A 16,970-nucleotide genomic window follows, 5' to 3' on the forward strand; every position below is an offset into this window, starting at 1 on the left:
GATGTGGAAGGCGGCGAACCTGCTGCTCGCCTTCCTCGTCGAACTCCTTGCCCTCGGCATCTTCGCGCGCTGGGGCTGGCACACCGGCGGTACGACGGCGACCCGGCTGCTGCTCGCGGTCGGGCTGCCCGTCGTCGGGGCCGTCCTGTGGGGGCTGTTCGCGGCACCGAAGGCAACGCGCGGGCAGCTCGCCCGCTGGATCGTGAAGGTGCTGGTCTTCGGCCTCGCGGGTGCCGCCCTGTGGAGCCTGGGGCACCCGCTGCTCGGCATCGTGTTCGTCGTGGTGGTCGCCGCGAACTTGGCGATCATCCACACCCAGAAGCTGCAGCCTTAGCTGCGTTCCCGGCGCCGATCGATGGTCAGGTCGGGGGTGCCGGCCCGGCTCGGGTTCGGCTTCAGGGCCTTGCCCTTCTGGTCGCGAACCTGTGCGTGGCCGCGGACGTGCAGCCGCGCCTGGGGGAGCTGCGCCTCGGGCGCTTCCTCCGGCGGCGTACGGACGGCCTCGGACGCGTGCGGCTGGGCCTCGCGTGCCTCGGCGCGGTGATCCCGCGCGGACGCGTCGTACCCGTCGGCGATCCGGTCCTCGGCGACGGCGTTGCGCTCCTCGATGGTCGCCACGTTCTCCATCCGCCGGCCGGCCGCGTCGAGCTCCGCCGCGCCCGGATCGTCCGGTCGGACGGCTGCTTCGTCGCGCTCGTGCCGGCCGTGGGCGCGGTCGCCGAGACTGTGCTGGATGTCGGTCGTGGCGTTCTGCCGGTGTACGTCGCGCGCGTACTCGTCGGCGTATGCGAGCCGCATCGCCTGGCTGGCCTCCGCGGTGGCAAGGTCCTCGTTGCGGAGGCGGTGCTCCTCGAGGGTCTGCTGGTCCTTGGTGGCGAGCTCGATCTCCTCGGCGCGGGCGGCCGCCTCCTCCTCGTCGTCGAGGTGGGCGTGCTCGGCCTCTTCGTCGAGGTGTTTGCGGGTCTCGTCGTCGAGGTCGTGCGTCGGGTTCCGGTCGGCCTCGGCCCGAGCTTTGGCGGCGCGCCGCTCGCGGGCGGCCTCGGTGTCGTCGTCGCCCTGCTCCCGCTGAACGGGGTCGAGCTCGACGGACAGGTCGTCGTCGGTGTCGGGCATGCCGCTCCTTTCCTTCGGCTCAACGATGCCGTACCGCAGGGTCAGCGGGTAGCCCCGGTGACCAGCCAGCCGTCGCGCCGCTCGCGGGTCGTCAGCGTGAGGAATCGGAGCAACATGTAGCCGCCGAACGCCCACCACAACGCGACGATCCCGCCGCCTGCCCACAGCACCGCGAGCGCCAGCGGAACGTACAGCACGAGCGCCACCACACCCGCCAGCGCCAGGTACCGCCCGTCACCGGCCCCGATCAGTACGCCGTCCAGCACGAACACGACCCCGTTCACCGGCTGCCACAGCGCCGCGACGATCAGCACGGCCGCGAGCGTCCGCCGTACGTCGGGATCCGAGGTGAACCACGGGACGTACACGCCTCGCAGGCCCCACAACGCGAGCCCGCCGAGCAGCCCGGAGAACAGGCCCCACCACATCATCCGGCGGGTGATCGCCCGGGTCCCGGTGACGTCGCCGGCGCCGAGCGCGCGGCCGGTGAGCGCCTGCGCGGCGATCGCGATCGCGTCCAGCGCCAGCGCGAGGAACGACCACAGCGTGAACGCCACCTGATGCGCCGCCACGGACGTCGTCCCGAGCGCGGTCGCGACGAACGTCAGCAGGATGATCGCGGCCCGGAGCGTGAGCGTCCGGACGATCAGCGGTACGCCCATCTGCGCCGAGGCGAGGATGCCCGGGCGGTCCGGTCGCAGCTTGGCGCCGTCCCGCCGGGCGCCGCGGACCACCACGACGACCAGTGCGACCCCGGCCCCGGTCTGCGCGAGCGCCGTACCGAGGGCGGAGCCGGCGATGTTCAGGTGGACGCCGTACACGAGTAGCACGTTCAGGGCGATGTTCGCGAGGTTGGCCGTGATCGCGACGACCATAGGGGTCTTGGTGTCCTGCAGACCCCGCAGTACGCCGGTGGCCGCGAGCAGGAGCAGCATCGACGGGATGCCGAAGCAGGAGATCCGCAGGTACGTCACCGCGTACCCGGCGACCTCGGGCGACGGGTCGAACGCGCCGATGGCCTGCGGCGCGAACACCAGCCCGAGCAGCGCGAGTACGACGCCGAGCAGCAACGCCAGCCACAGCCCGTCGATGCCCTGCGCGAGCGCACCCTTGTGATCGCCGGCGCCGATCCGCCGCGCGACCGCGGACGTGGTGCCGTACGCGAGGAAGACGCAGACTCCGACCAGCGTCTGCAGGATTGTCCCGGCGACCCCGAGCGCGGCCAGTTGCGGCGTACCGAGGTGGCCGACGATCGCGGAGTCGGCGAGCAGCATCAGCGGCTCGGACACCAGCGCGAAGAAGGCCGGGACCGCGAGGCGCAGGATCTCGCGGTCCTGCTCGCCGAACCTCACCGGGGGCAGACAAATGTCAGGGGCATGGCCGCTATTGTGCCTGACGTAGCCTGTGGACAACCTGCGCTGTCCCGGACTCCGGAAGAACCTTCGGAAGTTTTTCTCCTCCACAGTTGTGCACCAGAGAAACCGCAGGTCAGGCCGCACATGTGGATCCGTTGTCCCCAGATATCCACAGGCTTGTGCCCAACCTGTGCACACGACTTCGGCGAGTTACCCACAGCTCATCCCCACCCCCTGTGGACGGCCAGGTGGCTTTGGGTCACAGGACCGGCGTACGGTCGCGAGGCCGATGCTGTTCGGCGGACCGGAAACTGTCCGTGGAGCTGGCTATGGTTCGATCAGGTGTTCGAATCCGGCACCGATGATCGGCAGGGCGGCGAGGAGGTCGGGCGAAGTGAGCGTGGCGGAGTTCCGCGGGGGCCAGGACGACGGCCACGAAGAGCGCAGTCCGGCGATGGGCTTCGACCGCACCCCACCGCAGGACCTGGCCGCCGAGCAGTGCGTCCTCGGCGCGATGATGCTGAGCAAGGACGCGATCGCCGACGTGATCGAGAACCTGCGCAGCACCGACTTCTACCGGCCGGCGCACGAGGTCGTCTTCGACGCGATCACCGACCTGTATGCACGGGGCGAGCCGGCCGACGCGATCACGGTCGCTGCCGAGCTCAACAAGCGCGGCGAGATGACCCGGATCGGCGGCGCGCCGTACGTCCACACGCTGGTCGCCTCCGTCCCGCTGGCCGCGAACGCGTCGTACTACGCGCACATCGTCCGCGAGAAGGCGATCCTCCGCCGCCTGGTCGAGGCCGGTACCAAGATCGTCCAGCTCGGGTATGCCGGCGAGGGCGAGGTCGACGACGTCGTCGACGAGGCGCAGGCGGAGATCTACTCGGTCACCGAGAAGCGCACCGCCGAGGACTACGCCCCGCTGAAGGACATCATGGAGGGCACCCTCGACGAGATCGAGGCGATCGACTCCCGCGGCGACGCGATGGTCGGCGTGCCGACCGGGTTCACCGACCTGGACGAGCTGACCAACGGGCTGCATCCCGGCCAGATGATCATCGTCGCCGCCCGGCCCGCGATGGGTAAGGCACTCGCGCTCGACACCCCGCTGCCGACGCCGTCCGGCTGGACCACGATGGCCGAGGTCGCGGTCGGCGACCAGCTACTGGACGCCGGCGGTTTGCCGACCACGGTGGTCGCGGCCACCGAGGTGATGGTGGACCGGCCATGTTTCCGGCTGTCGTTCTCCGACGGCAGCACGATCGTCGCCGACGCCGAGCACCAGTGGCGCGTCGAGGACGGCGGCCGCCCGGTGATCTGTACGACCGAAGACCTCTACACGGCGATGTCGGCGAGTCCCGGACTGACACCGTCGATCCCGGGGTCGGCGCCGCGGCAGATCACCGGTCACGGCTACCCGGCCGCGCTGACCGGCGAGGGGGAGCGGCGGCTGGAGTGGGTCGACCCGGTCGCGAGCGTCCCGGTGCGCTGCGTCGAGGTCGACAACGCCGACCATCTGTACCTGGCCGGCAAGACGATGATCCCGACCCACAACTCCACCCTCGGTCTGGACTTCGCCCGTTCCTGCTCGATCAAGCACGGCCTGACCTCGTGCATCTTCTCGCTGGAGATGAGCCGCAACGAGATCACCATGCGTCTGCTCTCCGCCGAGGCGAAGGTGCCGCTGCACCACATGCGCAACGGCAAGATGACCGACGAGGACTGGGCCCGGCTGGCCCGCAAGATGGGCGAGGTCTCCGAGGCCCCGCTGTTCATCGACGACTCGCCGAACCTGACGATGATGGAGATCCGCGCCAAGGCCCGCCGCCTCAAACAGCGCCACGACCTGAAGCTGATCATCATCGACTACCTGCAGCTGATGACATCCGGCAAGAAGGTCGAGTCCCGCCAGCTCGAAGTCTCCGAGTTCTCCCGCTCGATCAAACTCCTCGCCAAGGAACTAGAGCTCCCCGTCGTCGCCATCTGCCAGCTGAACCGAGGCTCCGAACAACGCTCCGACAAACGCCCGATGGCCTCCGACCTCCGCGAATCGGGCTGCCTGACCGCGGACACCCGGTTGCTGCGGGCGGACACTGGGGCGGAGATCACGCTCGGCGAGTTGCTTGCCGAAGACGTTCGTGACATCCCGGTCTGGTCGCTCGACGATCGGCTGAAGCTGGTGCCGCGGACCCTCACACACGCCTTCCCCAGCGGCGTGAAGGAAGTCTTCCGGGTCAAGCTCGCCTCCGGCCGTGAGGTCAAGGCCACCGCGAACCATCCGTTCTTGACCTACAACGGGTGGAAGCCGCTGGGTGAGCTGTCACCCGGCGCCCGATTGGGGTCGCTCCGGCACGTGCCGCCGCCGCTCGACGTCAAGCCGTGGGACGAAGACGAGCTCACCCTGCTTGCCCACCTGCTCGGCGACGGCTCGTTCGTGAAGCGCCAGCCGATCCGTTACGCGAGCATCGACGAGGCCAACCTGACCGCGGTGTCCGAGGCGGCGCAGCGGCGCTTCGGTATCACCGCGGTTCGCGACGAGTACGCCGCCGCCCGCGTCACCACCTTGCGCCTACCCGCGCCGTACCGGCTGGCGCGCGGCAAGCGCAACCCGATCGCCGCCTGGCTGGACGACCTCGGACTGTTCGGTCTCCGCAGCCACGAGAAGTTCCTTCCGGACGGCGTGTTCGGCCTTCCGAAGGATCAGGTGGCGCACTTCATCCGCCACCTCTGGGCGACCGACGGCTCGATCCGCTGGGACGAGAAGGCCGGCCAGGCACGGATCTACTACGCGAGCACCAGCCGCCGCCTCGTCGACGACCTGGCCCGCCTGCTCCTCCGCCACAACATCTTCAGCCGGATCAAGACGGCGAAGAAGGCTGGGTACCGCGACAGCTATCACTTGTACATCTACGGGGCCGAGAATCAGCTTCGGTTCTGCGACGGCATCGGCGTTCACGGCCTTCGAGGTCTGAAAGTGCTGGAGGTCGCGACCGCCCTGCGAGACGTCAAGGCCAACACCAATCTGGACACGGTTCCGCAGGAGGTCTGGTCCCAGGTCCGCCAGGTGCTTGCCAAGCGCAACGTCACGCACCGCGAGTTCGCGGCCGCCATGGGCACCCAGTTCTCCGGCTCGACGATGTGGAAGCACGCCCCGAGTCGTCAGCGCCTGGCCAAGGTCGCCGACATCCTCGACAACGCCGACCTCGAAGTGCTCGCCACCAACGACATCTTCTGGGACACCATCACATCGGTCGAGAGCCTCGGCGACCAAGAGGTGTACGACGCAACAGTCCTCGGGACGCACAACTTCGTCGCGAACGGCATCGCCCTCCACAACAGCCTGGAACAGGATGCTGACGTCGTGATCCTGCTGCATCGGGAGGATGCGTACGAGCGTGAGTCGACCCGGCCCGGTGAGGCGGACTTCATTGTCGCCAAGCACCGGAACGGGCCGACTGCGGACGTGGTGGTCGCGTTCCAGGGGCATTACTCACGCTTCGTGGACATGGCCCACGACGGCTAGCCGAGTTCGGGTTCGGCCCAGGTGGAGAGGCAGAAGGGGTGGCCGGCGGGGTCGGCGTAGACGAAGCAGTGGTCGGAGTTCGGCTGGTAGTCGAAGCGGGTGGCGCCGGCGTCCAGGACGCGGCGTTCGGTGGCTTCGAGGTCGTCGACGTAGAACTCGAGATGCATCTGCATCGGGATGTCGCCGTCCGGCCAGTCGGGCGGCCGGAAGTCGGCGACCTGCTGGAATGCGATGCTGCCGCCGTCGCCGGTGGTCATCGCCCACTGTTCGTCGCCCTTGGCGACACCTCGGGTGAGCACGGCGTAGAAGGTCGCGAGGGCCAGCGCGTCGGGTGCGTTGACGGTCACGCCGTTGAAGCTGATCCGGTCCGACATCAGTCGACCTTCCTGTCCTCGTATGCCGCGGTCAGCTCGGTCCAGCGCGCGTGCCAGGCGGTGGCGGGTCGCTCTCCCGACCAGCCGCCTTCGTGGGCGGCGCCGCCGAGGGCGAGCGATCGCCCGAGGTCCTCGAGGTGCGCCTGCCAGCCCGCTCCGTAGTAGTGCAGCTTGTCGACCGGCAGGCCGCGTTCCTCGACGACCAGCCGGGTCCGCGACCCTTCGGGCGTGAGCCAGGCCTCGAGTTGTCCCTCGTCCTCGGCGCCCGGCTCCGACGTGATCAACAGATGGTGGGGCGGCTCGCAGATCTCGATCCGCGCGGCGCCGTTCCAGCTGCTGGTGAAGACGAGCTGGACGGTGCCACCCACCCGGAGGTCGCCCGACACGTCGGCGATCCAGCGCGCGAGCCGGTCCGGCGTCGTACACGACTCCCAGAGGTCGTGGATGTCGGTGTCGTACACGTCGTCGACGCGTACCGCTCCACGGGTCTGGTCGAGTGCTCGCATGGTCCCGATCAGCTTCACTTGTTCCGCTCCTTCTTTCCCCGGGCGATCTCGGTGTGCAACGCGTCCAGCCGGTTCCGCCACAGCGCGCGATAGCCGTCCAGCCATTCGTCCACCTCGACGAGCGCCTCGGGGCGCAGGCTGTAGACCCTCCGCTGCGCGTCCTGCCGTACGTCGACCAGCCCGGCCTCCCGGAGCACCCGCAGGTGCCGCGAGACGCCGGGCCGGGCGATCGGAAGCGCGTCGGCCAGTTCGCCGGCCGTCGCCTGGTGGTCGCGAAGGATCTCCAGCATCGTCCGCCGACTCTCGTCGGCCAGCGCGTGCAGCACCGCATCCATGCACTGCACTGTACCCAATCGGTTACGTACCCACAAGGTTACATGCGCGCCACCGCAACGAAGACCGCCAATGCGAGCAGTACGACGTTCATCGCGACGCTGGAGTACTCCGACCGCCGGGCGTGGGTGACGATGGCGCCGACCATGACGACGGCCAGGCCGACCGCCGCGACCGGGGTGAGCCAGGCAGCGAGGTCGAACGCGCGGGGGAGGATCAGCCCGACGGCGCCGGCGATCTCGGCGACACCGATGAACTTGATCAGCCCGATCGGAAACGGCGCCGCCCAGCCCATCCGCGGGTTCGCGGCGAGCGCAGCCTTGGTGGCGGGGACCTTCATCACGCCGGACATCAGAAACAGCGCGGCGAGTACGCCGGCGACGATCCAAGCGGCCACGTTCACGCGGCGACTCCTTCGGGGAAGAGGATGACTTGAAAGTTCAAGTAATACGATAGAGCGATTGACATGAACATTCAAGTCATGGTGGGCCTGGCTATGCTGCTGGGATGGGGAGTGGGACGCGCTGGCTTCAGGACGACGAGCTCGAGACCTGGAAGAGCCTGCAGCTGGCGATGGCGCTGCTGACCAGCGCGCTCGGCGAGCAACTCCAGCGTGATTCGAACCTGAGCTTCCTGGAGTACTACGTCCTCGCCGGCCTCTCCGACCAGCCCGAGCACACGATGCGGCTGAGCAATCTCGCGGTCCTCGCCAACTCCGAGCTGTCCCGCCTGTCGCATCTGATCCGCCGACTGGAGAATCGCGGGCTGGTACGCCGCGAGCCCGACCCGAGCGACGGCCGCTTCACGAACGCGATCCTCACGCCCGACGGGTACGCCGAGCTGGTCAAAGCCGCCCCCGGCCACGTAGAACTGGTCCGTAAGCTGGTCTTCGACCCACTGTCCGAGACCGAACGGCGTGCACTGCAGTCGGCAATGTCCAAGCTGCTGCCCGGACTCCTCGGCGACTGTTAGCGGTTCTTCCAGCGCTCGGCGGAAATCGACTCCTGGGCGAGCAGCCGAAGCGAGGCGATCAGCGTCTCGCCGAGGATCGTCCCGATCACGACCGATTCGGCCAACTGGTCGCGCGTCGGATTGGCCGTCACTGCGTCGATCTCGAACTGGGTGAACCGCTCGACGGAGTCGGCGTACGTGTCGAGATGGGCGACGAGGCTGTCCTGTCCGAGGCTGCGGAGTGCGGCGATCGTGTCGATGAGGGTGGCGAGCGCGGGCGCCTCGGGGTCGACTTTCCAGTCGCGGTCGTGGATCAGCTGGGTGACCTGAGCGGTCGCGGCCGTACGCGCCTCGTCGGTCGCGGACAGCCGGCGCGTCGGGGTGAGTGCCCGATGGGCGCGCCCGATCTGCTCGTGCAGCGGCTCGGTGTCCGAGTCGAGTGACTCGAGGATCTCCTTCACGGTGGCCACCGGTACCTGCGCCAGTTCGGTCAGCGCGCGGATCAGTCGCAGCCGGCGGACGTGTGTCTCGCCGTACGACGCCTGGTTCGGGCTGCTGAGTTCGCCGGCCGGGAGCAGGCCCTCGCGTAAGTAGTACTTGATCGTCGGCACCGGGACGTCGGTCGCCTTGCTGAGTTCCCCGATTCGCATCGCTTGCCTTCCGCTGGACTGTCATGGATAGTATCAGTATCCATAAGCGGATACCTGAGCTATACATAAGGAGGCGAGTCGGATGATCCCGCTCGTACTGATTCTGGGCGCCGTCGGCTTCCGGGCGCTGGGTGCGCTCGGCGTCCGCCGGTTCGCGAGCCGGCCGGTGGCCGCGGCGCACGCGATGGCCGTGATGCTGGTGCTGACCGCGAGCGCGCACTTCGTCCCGGCGGGCGTGACGGTGATGCCCAATCACGCCGACATGGTCCGGATGGTCCCGCCGTTCCTCCCGTACGCCGACGCGCTCGTCTACGTCACCGGCGTCCTCGAGTTGCTCGGTGCCGCCGGACTGGTCGTCACCGCGACCCGCAAGCCGGCCGCCTACGCCCTGGCCGCGTTGTTCGTCGCCCTGCTGCCGGCCAACATCCACGCCGCGGTCGCGCACGTACCGTTCGCCGGCGGCGCGGCGACCCCGCTTTGCCAGCGCATCCCCGAACAGATCCTCTACCTCGCCGTCGCGCTCTGGATCGCGCGCTCGGCCACCAAGCCCGCACCAGTCAAGGAGCGCGTGTTCGCATGACCGACTCGTCCCGCACCATCGCCGGCGTCATCCTGCTCACGATCGTGACGATCCAGTTCGGCGGCTACTTCATGACCCGGATCGTCCGCGGTCAGGTCCCGATGACCGACTTCCAGAAGTCCTTCGCCCGCGCGGGCCACGCGCACGCCGGGGTGCTGGTGATCCTCAGCCTGGTCGGCCTGCTGTACGTCGACCAGACCGGGCTGACCGGGTTCTGGCTGTGGGTCGGCCGGCTCGCGCTCCCGGTCGCGGCGGTCCTGATGTCCGGCGGCTTCTTCGCCTCGTCGGCCGGCAAGGATCGCACCGCGCCGAACCAGTTCCTGTGGATCCTGTGGCTAGGCGCCGCCGCGCTCGCGGTCGGCGTCCTCACCCTCGGCGTCGGCCTGATCGTTGCCTAGCGCAAAGGACCGGGCGAGCCGGCCGCCGACGCGGCTGATCAGCGCGGCGGTCTCCGGGCTCGCCTGGTCGACGGTGAGCGGACCGAGGGCGGCCAGTGCGGCCACCTGAGTGAGGAGCATTCCGGAGGTGTCCGCGCTGAACCGGACCTTGCAGGACGAGTCGCCCACCGGCGTCACGATGCCGCGGACCACACCCTCGAACGTCGAGGTCACCTCGGCGGCGGAGGCCTCGACGGTCACCTCGACGGTGTGCTGGTACTGCGCGGACACGAACGACTCCACCAGGTACCGCGGCCCGTCCACCACCCGCGGCGTGAACCGGTGCAGCACCGACGCCACCGAGGTGATCCGGTCCACCCGGAACGTCCGCCAGTCGTCCCGGTCCGGGTCGAACGCGAGCAGGTACCACCGAAAGGCCAGCGTCAGCAGCTGATGCGGCTCCACCCGCCGCCGGGTCGTCTCCCGGCCGCGGCCGTTGTAGTCGAAGGCGACGATCTCGTGGTTCCGGCAGCAGCGGGCGAGGACGGCGAGCACGCCCGGATCGGCCTGCGGGAGACCTGGCCGCGGGATCGCCTCCGCAGCCGATCCGACCGCGGCGAGCTGCGGCCGGAGCCGCGCGGGCAGCACCTGCTCGAGCTTGGCGAGCGCGCTCATCGAGCTGTCTGCCATCCCGCTGACGCCGGCGCCCGCCGCGCCGACCAGGCTGACCGCGACGGCGATCGCCTCGTCGTCGTCCAGTTGCAGCGGCGGCAGGTGCGTCCCGGAGCCGAGCCGGTACCCGCCCGCGGTGCCGGTGGTCCCGGTGACCGGGTAGTCGAGCGCCCGCAGCCGGTCGACGTCCCGCCGTACCGTGCGTTCGGTGACGCCGAGGCGGTCGGCGAGCTCGCGGCCGGACCATTCGCGGCGGCTCTGCAGCAGGGACAGCAGCCGCAGCAGACGGCCCGGCAGGTCTCTCATGAGCCCCATGATGCCTTGCGGACAGGATGTGTCCGCAAGGGCTTCTAGCGTGAGTTGCATGATGCTGACGACGACAAGCACGGGGTACGACGAGGCGCGACTCGGTTTCCAGCGGCGGGACCCGCACCGGCCGGCGGTGATCTTCGAGGTCACAAGCGCCGACGAGGTACGGCAGGCGGTCCGGTACGCGATCGACCACGACCTGCGGATCGCCGTCCAGGCGGCCGGGCACGGGCTGACCGAGGGGATCGACGGCGGCGTACTGATCGCGACCTCCGGGTTCAACGGCGTGACGGTCGACGCCGAGAACAGGACGGCCTGGATCGAGGCCGGTGCGACCTGGCGGGACGTGCTGACCGCGACCGCGCCGTACGGGCTCGCGCCGTTGTCCGGCAGTGCGCCCGGCGTCGGCGCGATCTCGTACACGCTCGGCGGGGGACTGGGGCTGATGGCCCGCCGGCACGGGTACGCCGCGGACCACGTCCGGCGGATCGAGGTGGTGACCGCGGACGGCGTCCGGCGGAACGCGGAGGACGACCCGGACCTGTTCTGGGCGCTCCGGGGCGGCGGCGGGAACTTCGGGGTGGTCACCGGGATCGAGGTCGACCTGTTCGAGGTGCCGACGATCTTCGGCGGCAGCCTGTACTTCGACCTCGCCGACTACCCGGAGGTGCCGGAGGTGTGGCGGGAGTGGACGCGGACGGTGCCGGAGGAGGTGACGTCGGCGATCGCGATCCTGCCGATGCCGGACATCCCGCAGGTGCCGGCGTCGCTGCGCGGGAAGTACGTCGGCCAGGTCCAGGTCGCGATCCTCGGCGAGCGTGGTCCGGAGCTGGTCGCACCGCTGAGGGCGATCGGTACGCCGTTGATGGACACGGTCGGCGACCTGCCGTACGTCGACTCCGGGCGGATCTTCGCGGAGCCGGAGCGCCCCGACGCCTACACCTCCCTGAACGCGCTGCTCACCGATCTCGACGCCCTCAAGACGCTCCCGGGACCGGACGCGCCGCGCAGATACGTGATCGGCATCCGGCACCTCGGCGGGGCACTCGCTCGGCAGCCCGAGATCCCGAACGCCGTCGGTCATCGCGACGCGAAGTACTCACTGACCGTGCTCACCCCGGGCACCGGCGAACCCGGGACCGAGGTGCTCGAACCGTGGCGCGAGGCAACCATTGGCCGCGCCCTCAACTTCACCTTCGCGAAGCTGACCCCGGACGAGGTCGCCGAGGCGTACGACGACTACGACCGGCTGGCCGAACTCAGGCGTCGCTACGACCCGGAGCGTCGGCTGCGGGCGAACCACCAGCTCTAGTGTCCTGAGTCGGAGGTTCGGCGGCGCTTTCGGCGCCCAGGCACGCACCTCGCGGCACTCGCCCAGCGCCCACGATGCTCCGCATCGAGGCCACTGACCGAGCACCACGATGCACGCACCTGACCACCGAAATCACTCGCCGAACCTCCGACTCAGGACACTCGCGATCATCTCCTCGACCAAGGCGCCCTTGCCGGTGACATAGGCGCCGCGGTCGGTGGTGAGCAGGTGCGCCAGTTCGCGCTTGCGGGCGGCGTACCGCTCGCGGTCGGCGGCGTCCGCCCGTAGGTGGTCGCGCAGCAGCACGTGGTCGCGGTGTGCTTTGTTGCCGTCGACAACGACATACAGGTGGTGGTAGTGCACCGCGTTCGGCGGCAGCGCGAACGCCTCGCGGCCGGCGATGCCTTGGTCGCCCTCGTGCACGTATCCGGCCGCGGCCAGTCGGGCGATCGCGGTCCGGACCAGGTCGGCCGACGGTACGACGATGTCCACGTCGATGATCGGCTTCGCCGCCAGCCCGGGGACCGCGGTACTGCCGACGTGCTCGACCCGGTGCGGGAGCTCCGCCAGGTACGGCGTCAGCCGCCCGCGGATCTCGGCGAACCACAACGGCCAGCGCGGGTCGTACTCCACCACCTCGGCGGGAGCGCTCACAGAGCCGCCGTGACGTCGACCTCGACGAGCTGTCCCGGGAACCCGAGCTGGGCGACGCCGAGCAGCGTACTCGCAGTCGTGAACGCCGGTGCGAGGGCCGACTCGTTCAGCCGCGTCCACACCGCACTCAAGTCCTCGCGCTCGGAGCTGGCGACGTAGATCACGGTACGAACCACCTGATCAGGCGTCGCGCCGACGGCCTTCAACGCGGTCAGAATGTTGTCGATCACCTGCGCGGTCTGTCCTCCGAGACCGCCTGGGGCCAGCTCGCCGGACGGTTGCAGCGGGCACTGTCCGGCCAGGAACACCATCGTGTCCGCCTCGACCCGGGTCACGTGGTGATACCCGGGTGTGGCGTGCAGTCCGTCGGGGTTGCTGCGCTCGATCGTCACGCTCCGACCCAACGCGATCCCTCACGCGCCGGTCAAGAGATTTTGCACGTACCGCTTCTGCCACGGCGTCTCCACCGCGTGCTTGTCGTAGTGCTGCCGGACGTAGTCGACCGCCTGAGCGGCCGGCACCCCATCCAGTACGGCGAGGCACGCGAGCGCCGTACCGGTCCGTCCGCGGCCGCCGTTGCAGACCAGCTCGACGCGCCCGGTCGCGGTCCGCTCCAGCGCCTCGCGGAACGCCGTCAACGCCTGTGGACGGTCGACGGGCAGCCGGAAGTCCGGCCACTTCACCCAGTGCGACTCCCAGGGCACGTCGGGCGGTTCCTTCCCGAGCAGATACACGCCGTACGTCGGGAACGGCGCTGCCGCCGGGCCGTGCCGCAGACCGCGTCCGCGGACGAGCCGACCCGACGGCAGCTCCATCACTCCTGGTGCATGTTTGTCCCAGTAGCCCACGGGATCAGACTACGAGGCGCTCCTCGGTCGAGGTGGAGAACAGGTGCAGCTTGTCGGGATCCGGGGCCAGGTAGACCTCGGTGCCCTTGTCGTTGTGCAGGCGGGTGCCGATCCGGGCGATGATCTGCTGGTTCTCGGCGTGGTCCGCGGAGCCGTACAGGAACGCGTCCGAGCCGAGCTCCTCGATCACCGACACCTTCACCGGCAGGCCCTTGTCGGCCAGGTGCAGCGCTTCCGGGCGGACGCCGAGTGTCAGCGTCTTGTCGTCACCGGCCTTTGCCAGCAGGTCCCGCGCGATCGGGACCACGAAGTCGCCGATCTTCGCGCCGCCGTCGACGATCTCGGCGGTGATCAGGTTCATGGCCGGCGAGCCGATGAAGCCCGCGACGAACTTGTTCCGCGGCCGGTCGTACAGGTTCAGCGGCGTGTCGACCTGCTGCAGTACGCCGTCCTTCAGTACGGCCACCCGGTCGCCCATCGTCATGGCCTCGACCTGGTCGTGGGTCACGTACACCGTGGTGACTCCGAGCCGGTGCTGCAGCTCGGCGATCTGCGTACGCGTCTGGACCCGCAGCTTGGCGTCCAGGTTCGACAGCGGTTCGTCCATCAGGAAGACCTTCGGGCTGCGCACGATCGCGCGGCCCATCGCGACCCGCTGACGCTGACCGCCGGACAGCGCCTTCGGCTTCCGGTCGAGGTACTCCTCCAGACCGAGCAGCTTCGCCGCCTCCTGCACGCGCTGGGCGCGCTCCTCCTTGTGGATGCCCTGCATCTTCAGCGCGAAGCCCATGTTGTCGGCGACCGACATGTGCGGGTAGAGCGCGTAGTTCTGGAACACCATCGCGATGTCGCGCTCCTTCGGCGGGGCGTTCGTGACGTCCCGGTCGCCGATGAAGATCGCGCCCTCGTTCACCTCTTCGAGCCCGGCCAGCATCCGCAGCGCGGTCGACTTCCCCGAACCCGACGGGCCGACGAGCACCATGAACTCGCCGTCCTCGATGTCCAGGTCGAGCTTGTCCACCGCGGGGATGTCGGTGCCCGGGTACACCCGGGTGGCTCCCTTGAACGACACAGTAGCCATGTCGCTTCCTCTCCTTCGCCGGCAGGAACGTGCCGGACGATCCGTAGCAAAGGCCCCCAGGTCTTGGGTGTCTGATGAGCTACAACGGTCGTCCGCCGATTTACATTCCCGCGTGAAGCAAGGGTGCTAGAAGTACCGGCCGTCCGGGCTGATCAGCTCGAGCAGGGCGGTCACCGCGCGGCTCGGCCGGCGGCCGGCGGCGGTTGCCACGGACAACGTCCAGGTCAGGTCGACGTCCGCGAGCGGGATCTTCGCGACCCCGGGATCGCCGGTGAGTTCCGGCTCCGGGACGACCGCGACTCCGAGGCCGGCGCCGACGTAGTCCGGGATCGTGGTCAGTTCGGGGACCTCGACCTGGATCCGCCGCGGCCGCCCGATCGCCTCGAACGCCCGGTCGACCATCTTCCGGTTCCCGAAGCCGCTCGGCATGTCGACGAAGCGCTCGCCGGCGATGTCCTCGAGCCGGAGAGTCTCCCGCTGCGCGAGTTCGTGCCCGGCCGGCAGCAGTACGACGAACGCGACCGTGGCGATCTCGCGGACGTCGAGCCCGCCGAGCTCCGGCTTAGGCAGGCCGAGCAGTGCGACGTCGAGCCGGCCGTGCCGTACGTCGTCCGCAAGGCCGGTCGACCCGGTCGGCGAGGTGGCGACCTGCACCTCGACCAGCGGGTACTTGCGGTGGAACGCGCCCAGCAGTTCGGCCATGTTCACCAGGCTGAGCCGCGCGAGCGTACCGATCCGGATGCTGCCGCGCAGGCCGGTGGACGCCTCCTCGACAACGGCGCGGGCCCGGTCGAGCGCCTCCAGCGCGGCCTTCGCCTCGGGAAGCAGCGCCTGCCCGGCGGTGGACAAGACGACCCGGCGCGTCGAGCGGTCGAAGAGAGTCGTCTTCAGGTCGGTCTCCAACGCGCGAACGGCGGCCGACACCGTCGACTGGACGGTGAACATCCGCTGCGCCGCGCGGGTGAAGCTCAGCTCCTCGGCGACCGCGACGAAGTACTCGAGCTGGCGACTGTCCACAGGGTCAATTATCGGAGTTGCCGATAAGAGCGTGCAAGAACTTTCGTTGGACTCGATAGATCCGGCGCGGCAGCCTGGAAACATGTCCATCATGACGTCTTCGCGGACCGGCGTACGGATCCGGTTCGCTCATGCTCCGGGGTTCTGGGTGATCGCGGCGGCCTTCCTCACCACGATGGCCTTCTCGACGATCCCGACCCCGCTCTATGCGATCTACCAGCAGCGCGACGGGTTCCCGACGTCCGTGATCACGGTGATCTTCGCCAGCTACGCGGTCGGCGTGATGGCGTCGCTGTACCTGGCCGGTCACGTCAGCGACTGGCTCGGGCGGCGCCGGGTCGCCCTCGTCGCGGTCCTCGCGGAGGCGTTGTCGGCGGCGATCTTCCTGCTCTGGCCGGCCGTTCCCGGGCTGCTGCTCGCGCGGTTCATCTGCGGCGTCGGGGTCGGCGTACTGACCGCGACCGCCACCGCGCACCTGTCGGAGCTGCGGCAGATCGCACGGCCGGGGGAGGACCCGAGCCGGTCGGCGCTGATCTCGAGCATGGTGAACCTCGGTGGCCTGGCGTTCGGGCCGCTGATCGGCGGGCTGCTGGCGGAGTACGTCGACGCTCCGCTGCAGCGCCCGTACGAGATCTTCCTGGTGTTGCTGCTGCTCAGCGCGGTCGGGATCGCCTTGGTGCCGGAGACGGTCGAGCGGCTGGAGGAGCGGCCGGCGTACCGGCCGCAGCGGGTCTCGCTGCCGTCGTCGGCGCGGCCGTTGTTCTTCGCGTCCGCGATCGGGGCGTTCGCGGCGTTCGCGATCTTCGGGCTGTTCACGTCGCTGGCGCCGACGTTCCTGGCCGGCGTACTGCATCACACCTCGCGGTTGCTGGCCGGAGTGGTCACGTTCGCGGTGTTCATCGCGGGGGCGGCGAGTCAGGTGGTGTTCGTGCGGATGTCGCGGCCTCGGCAGTTGCGGCTCGGACTGGTTGCGATGAGCGTCGGCCTGGTCGGTGTCGCAGTCGGTGGGCTGCTGCCGAACCTCTGGCTGTTCGTCGTCGGCGGGGTCGTGGCGGGCGCCGGTGTGGGGCTGGTCTTCCGTGGCGCCGTCGCGACTGCCGCGTCGCTGGCGGATCCGTCGTCGCGCGGCGAGGTCCTGGCCGCGCTGTTCCTGATCGCGTACGCCGGACTCGCGATCCCGGTGCTTGCGATCGGCCTCGGAATCGCGCTGCTCCCGGCGCAGGTGGCGCTGCTGATCTTCTCGGCGCTGATCCTGGTCCTGGTCAACGCGGCAGTATTACGGATGCTCGCCGCCCAGCAGAAGTGATCT

20 protein-coding genes are annotated in these 16,970 nt (G+C 69.4%); 7 read left to right on the forward strand and 13 right to left on the reverse strand.

What is annotated here, in order from left to right; translation table 11 throughout:
• The first annotated feature begins 1 nt into the window (after position 1).
• Positions 2-334, forward strand: coding sequence for a YrdB family protein (locus ACXJJ3_RS23025; protein WP_458163894.1), 333 nt, complete (start codon positions 2-4; stop codon positions 332-334).
• Here ACXJJ3_RS23025 and ACXJJ3_RS23030 read toward each other — a convergent pair.
• Positions 331-1,113: a hypothetical protein gene (locus ACXJJ3_RS23030; protein WP_458163895.1), complete on the reverse strand. Its 783-nt coding sequence runs from the start codon at positions 1,111-1,113 to the stop codon at positions 331-333. The two genes, ACXJJ3_RS23025 and ACXJJ3_RS23030, sit on opposite strands and share 4 nt — an antisense overlap.
• Before the next feature lie 41 nt (positions 1,114-1,154).
• Positions 1,155-2,465 (reverse strand): MATE family efflux transporter, encoded by a 1,311-nt coding sequence (locus tag ACXJJ3_RS23035; RefSeq protein ID WP_458163896.1) that lies wholly within the window; start codon positions 2,463-2,465, stop codon positions 1,155-1,157.
• Between the two features lie 364 nt (positions 2,466-2,829).
• Between ACXJJ3_RS23035 and ACXJJ3_RS23040 the strand changes: the two genes are divergently transcribed.
• Entirely contained in the window at positions 2,830-5,997 is a 3,168-nt protein-coding gene (locus ACXJJ3_RS23040) for a replicative DNA helicase (RefSeq protein ID WP_458163897.1), read from the forward strand.
• On the opposite strand, the gene ACXJJ3_RS23045 is transcribed toward ACXJJ3_RS23040, so the two are convergent.
• Genes ACXJJ3_RS23045 through ACXJJ3_RS23060 form a run of 4 tightly spaced genes read right to left on the reverse strand, consistent with a single transcriptional unit; the run spans position 5,994 to position 7,613 of the window.
• Entirely contained in the window at positions 5,994-6,371 is a 378-nt protein-coding gene (locus tag ACXJJ3_RS23045; RefSeq protein WP_458163898.1) for a VOC family protein, read from the reverse strand. The genes ACXJJ3_RS23040 and ACXJJ3_RS23045 overlap by 4 nt on opposite strands.
• Positions 6,371-6,895: an SRPBCC domain-containing protein gene (locus ACXJJ3_RS23050; protein WP_458163899.1), complete on the reverse strand. Its 525-nt coding sequence runs from the start codon at positions 6,893-6,895 to the stop codon at positions 6,371-6,373. The genes ACXJJ3_RS23045 and ACXJJ3_RS23050 overlap by 1 nt, the downstream gene beginning before the upstream one ends.
• Positions 6,892-7,212 carry an ArsR/SmtB family transcription factor gene (locus ACXJJ3_RS23055; RefSeq protein WP_458163900.1) on the reverse strand — a complete coding sequence of 107 codons (321 nt, stop codon included), beginning with the start codon at positions 7,210-7,212 and terminating at the stop codon, positions 6,892-6,894. Before ACXJJ3_RS23055 ends, ACXJJ3_RS23050 begins: the two co-directional genes overlap by 4 nt.
• A gap of 38 nt (positions 7,213-7,250) precedes the next feature.
• Positions 7,251-7,613, reverse strand: coding sequence for a DoxX family protein (locus ACXJJ3_RS23060; protein WP_458163901.1), 363 nt, complete (start codon positions 7,611-7,613; stop codon positions 7,251-7,253).
• Between the two features lie 104 nt (positions 7,614-7,717).
• Between ACXJJ3_RS23060 and ACXJJ3_RS23065 the strand changes: the two genes are divergently transcribed.
• On the forward strand, positions 7,718-8,182 hold the full coding sequence (locus ACXJJ3_RS23065; RefSeq protein ID WP_458163902.1) for a MarR family winged helix-turn-helix transcriptional regulator: 465 nt from the start codon (positions 7,718-7,720) through the stop codon (positions 8,180-8,182).
• On the opposite strand, the gene ACXJJ3_RS23070 is transcribed toward ACXJJ3_RS23065, so the two are convergent.
• Positions 8,179-8,811: a MerR family transcriptional regulator gene (locus ACXJJ3_RS23070; protein WP_458163903.1), complete on the reverse strand. Its 633-nt coding sequence runs from the start codon at positions 8,809-8,811 to the stop codon at positions 8,179-8,181. The two genes, ACXJJ3_RS23065 and ACXJJ3_RS23070, sit on opposite strands and share 4 nt — an antisense overlap.
• An 82-nt stretch (positions 8,812-8,893) precedes the next feature.
• Between ACXJJ3_RS23070 and ACXJJ3_RS23075 the strand changes: the two genes are divergently transcribed.
• Together ACXJJ3_RS23075 and ACXJJ3_RS23080 are read left to right on the forward strand one after the other, a co-directional pair.
• A complete protein-coding gene (locus tag ACXJJ3_RS23075) occupies positions 8,894-9,391 on the forward strand; it encodes a DoxX family protein (protein WP_458163904.1) in 498 nt (165 codons plus the stop codon).
• Positions 9,388-9,789 carry a hypothetical protein gene (locus tag ACXJJ3_RS23080; RefSeq protein ID WP_458163905.1) on the forward strand — a complete coding sequence of 134 codons (402 nt, stop codon included), beginning with the start codon at positions 9,388-9,390 and terminating at the stop codon, positions 9,787-9,789. The genes ACXJJ3_RS23075 and ACXJJ3_RS23080 overlap by 4 nt, the downstream gene beginning before the upstream one ends.
• Here ACXJJ3_RS23080 and ACXJJ3_RS23085 read toward each other — a convergent pair.
• Positions 9,727-10,746: a helix-turn-helix transcriptional regulator gene (locus tag ACXJJ3_RS23085; protein ID WP_458163906.1), complete on the reverse strand. Its 1,020-nt coding sequence runs from the start codon at positions 10,744-10,746 to the stop codon at positions 9,727-9,729. The two genes, ACXJJ3_RS23080 and ACXJJ3_RS23085, sit on opposite strands and share 63 nt — an antisense overlap.
• A 58-nt stretch (positions 10,747-10,804) precedes the next feature.
• Here ACXJJ3_RS23085 and ACXJJ3_RS23090 point away from each other — a divergent pair, with 58 nt between their 5' ends.
• Positions 10,805-12,061 carry an FAD-binding oxidoreductase gene (locus tag ACXJJ3_RS23090; protein ID WP_458163907.1) on the forward strand — a complete coding sequence of 419 codons (1,257 nt, stop codon included), beginning with the start codon at positions 10,805-10,807 and terminating at the stop codon, positions 12,059-12,061.
• Between the two features lie 132 nt (positions 12,062-12,193).
• Here the strand turns inward: ACXJJ3_RS23090 and ACXJJ3_RS23095 are convergent, their stop codons facing one another.
• From ACXJJ3_RS23095 to ACXJJ3_RS23115, 5 genes are all read right to left on the reverse strand, one after another.
• Positions 12,194-12,715 (reverse strand): GrpB family protein, encoded by a 522-nt coding sequence (locus ACXJJ3_RS23095; protein WP_458163908.1) that lies wholly within the window; start codon positions 12,713-12,715, stop codon positions 12,194-12,196.
• Entirely contained in the window at positions 12,712-13,107 is a 396-nt protein-coding gene (locus ACXJJ3_RS23100) for a RidA family protein (protein ID WP_458163909.1), read from the reverse strand. The genes ACXJJ3_RS23095 and ACXJJ3_RS23100 overlap by 4 nt, the downstream gene beginning before the upstream one ends.
• Before the next feature lie 21 nt (positions 13,108-13,128).
• Entirely contained in the window at positions 13,129-13,530 is a 402-nt protein-coding gene (locus ACXJJ3_RS23105) for a protein-tyrosine phosphatase family protein (RefSeq protein WP_458163910.1), read from the reverse strand.
• Between the two features lie 37 nt (positions 13,531-13,567).
• Entirely contained in the window at positions 13,568-14,644 is a 1,077-nt protein-coding gene (locus ACXJJ3_RS23110; protein ID WP_458163911.1) for an ABC transporter ATP-binding protein, read from the reverse strand.
• Positions 14,645-14,770: 126 nt separating this feature from the next.
• Positions 14,771-15,661 (reverse strand): LysR family transcriptional regulator, encoded by an 891-nt coding sequence (locus ACXJJ3_RS23115; RefSeq protein ID WP_458163912.1) that lies wholly within the window; start codon positions 15,659-15,661, stop codon positions 14,771-14,773.
• Between the two features lie 91 nt (positions 15,662-15,752).
• Between ACXJJ3_RS23115 and ACXJJ3_RS23120 the strand changes: the two genes are divergently transcribed.
• Positions 15,753-16,967 carry an MFS transporter gene (locus ACXJJ3_RS23120; protein ID WP_458163913.1) on the forward strand — a complete coding sequence of 405 codons (1,215 nt, stop codon included), beginning with the start codon at positions 15,753-15,755 and terminating at the stop codon, positions 16,965-16,967.
• Positions 16,968-16,970: the final 3 nt, after the last annotated feature.

The sequence above is a fragment of the Kribbella sp. WER1 genome (genome assembly GCF_054189145.1).

What these genes read in the sequence shown, in the direction of transcription:
- ACXJJ3_RS23025 (WP_458163894.1), top strand. Translation starts at nt 2, where the DNA reads ATGTGGAAGGCGGCGAACCTGCTGCTCGCCTTCCTCGTCGAACTCCTT.
- ACXJJ3_RS23030 (WP_458163895.1), bottom strand. Translation starts at nt 1,113, where the DNA reads ATGCCCGACACCGACGACGACCTGTCCGTCGAGCTCGACCCCGTTCAG.
- ACXJJ3_RS23040 (WP_458163897.1), top strand. Translation starts at nt 2,830, where the DNA reads ATGATCGGCAGGGCGGCGAGGAGGTCGGGCGAAGTGAGCGTGGCGGAG.
- ACXJJ3_RS23045 (WP_458163898.1), bottom strand. Translation starts at nt 6,371, where the DNA reads ATGTCGGACCGGATCAGCTTCAACGGCGTGACCGTCAACGCACCCGAC.
- ACXJJ3_RS23055 (WP_458163900.1), bottom strand. Translation starts at nt 7,212, where the DNA reads ATGGATGCGGTGCTGCACGCGCTGGCCGACGAGAGTCGGCGGACGATG.
- ACXJJ3_RS23065 (WP_458163902.1), top strand. Translation starts at nt 7,718, where the DNA reads ATGGGGAGTGGGACGCGCTGGCTTCAGGACGACGAGCTCGAGACCTGG.
- ACXJJ3_RS23070 (WP_458163903.1), bottom strand. Translation starts at nt 8,811, where the DNA reads ATGCGAATCGGGGAACTCAGCAAGGCGACCGACGTCCCGGTGCCGACG.
- ACXJJ3_RS23075 (WP_458163904.1), top strand. Translation starts at nt 8,894, where the DNA reads ATGATCCCGCTCGTACTGATTCTGGGCGCCGTCGGCTTCCGGGCGCTG.
- ACXJJ3_RS23080 (WP_458163905.1), top strand. Translation starts at nt 9,388, where the DNA reads ATGACCGACTCGTCCCGCACCATCGCCGGCGTCATCCTGCTCACGATC.
- ACXJJ3_RS23085 (WP_458163906.1), bottom strand. Translation starts at nt 10,746, where the DNA reads ATGAGAGACCTGCCGGGCCGTCTGCTGCGGCTGCTGTCCCTGCTGCAG.
- ACXJJ3_RS23090 (WP_458163907.1), top strand. Translation starts at nt 10,805, where the DNA reads ATGATGCTGACGACGACAAGCACGGGGTACGACGAGGCGCGACTCGGT.
- ACXJJ3_RS23105 (WP_458163910.1), bottom strand. Translation starts at nt 13,530, where the DNA reads ATGGAGCTGCCGTCGGGTCGGCTCGTCCGCGGACGCGGTCTGCGGCAC.
- ACXJJ3_RS23110 (WP_458163911.1), bottom strand. Translation starts at nt 14,644, where the DNA reads ATGGCTACTGTGTCGTTCAAGGGAGCCACCCGGGTGTACCCGGGCACC.
- ACXJJ3_RS23120 (WP_458163913.1), top strand. Translation starts at nt 15,753, where the DNA reads ATGACGTCTTCGCGGACCGGCGTACGGATCCGGTTCGCTCATGCTCCG.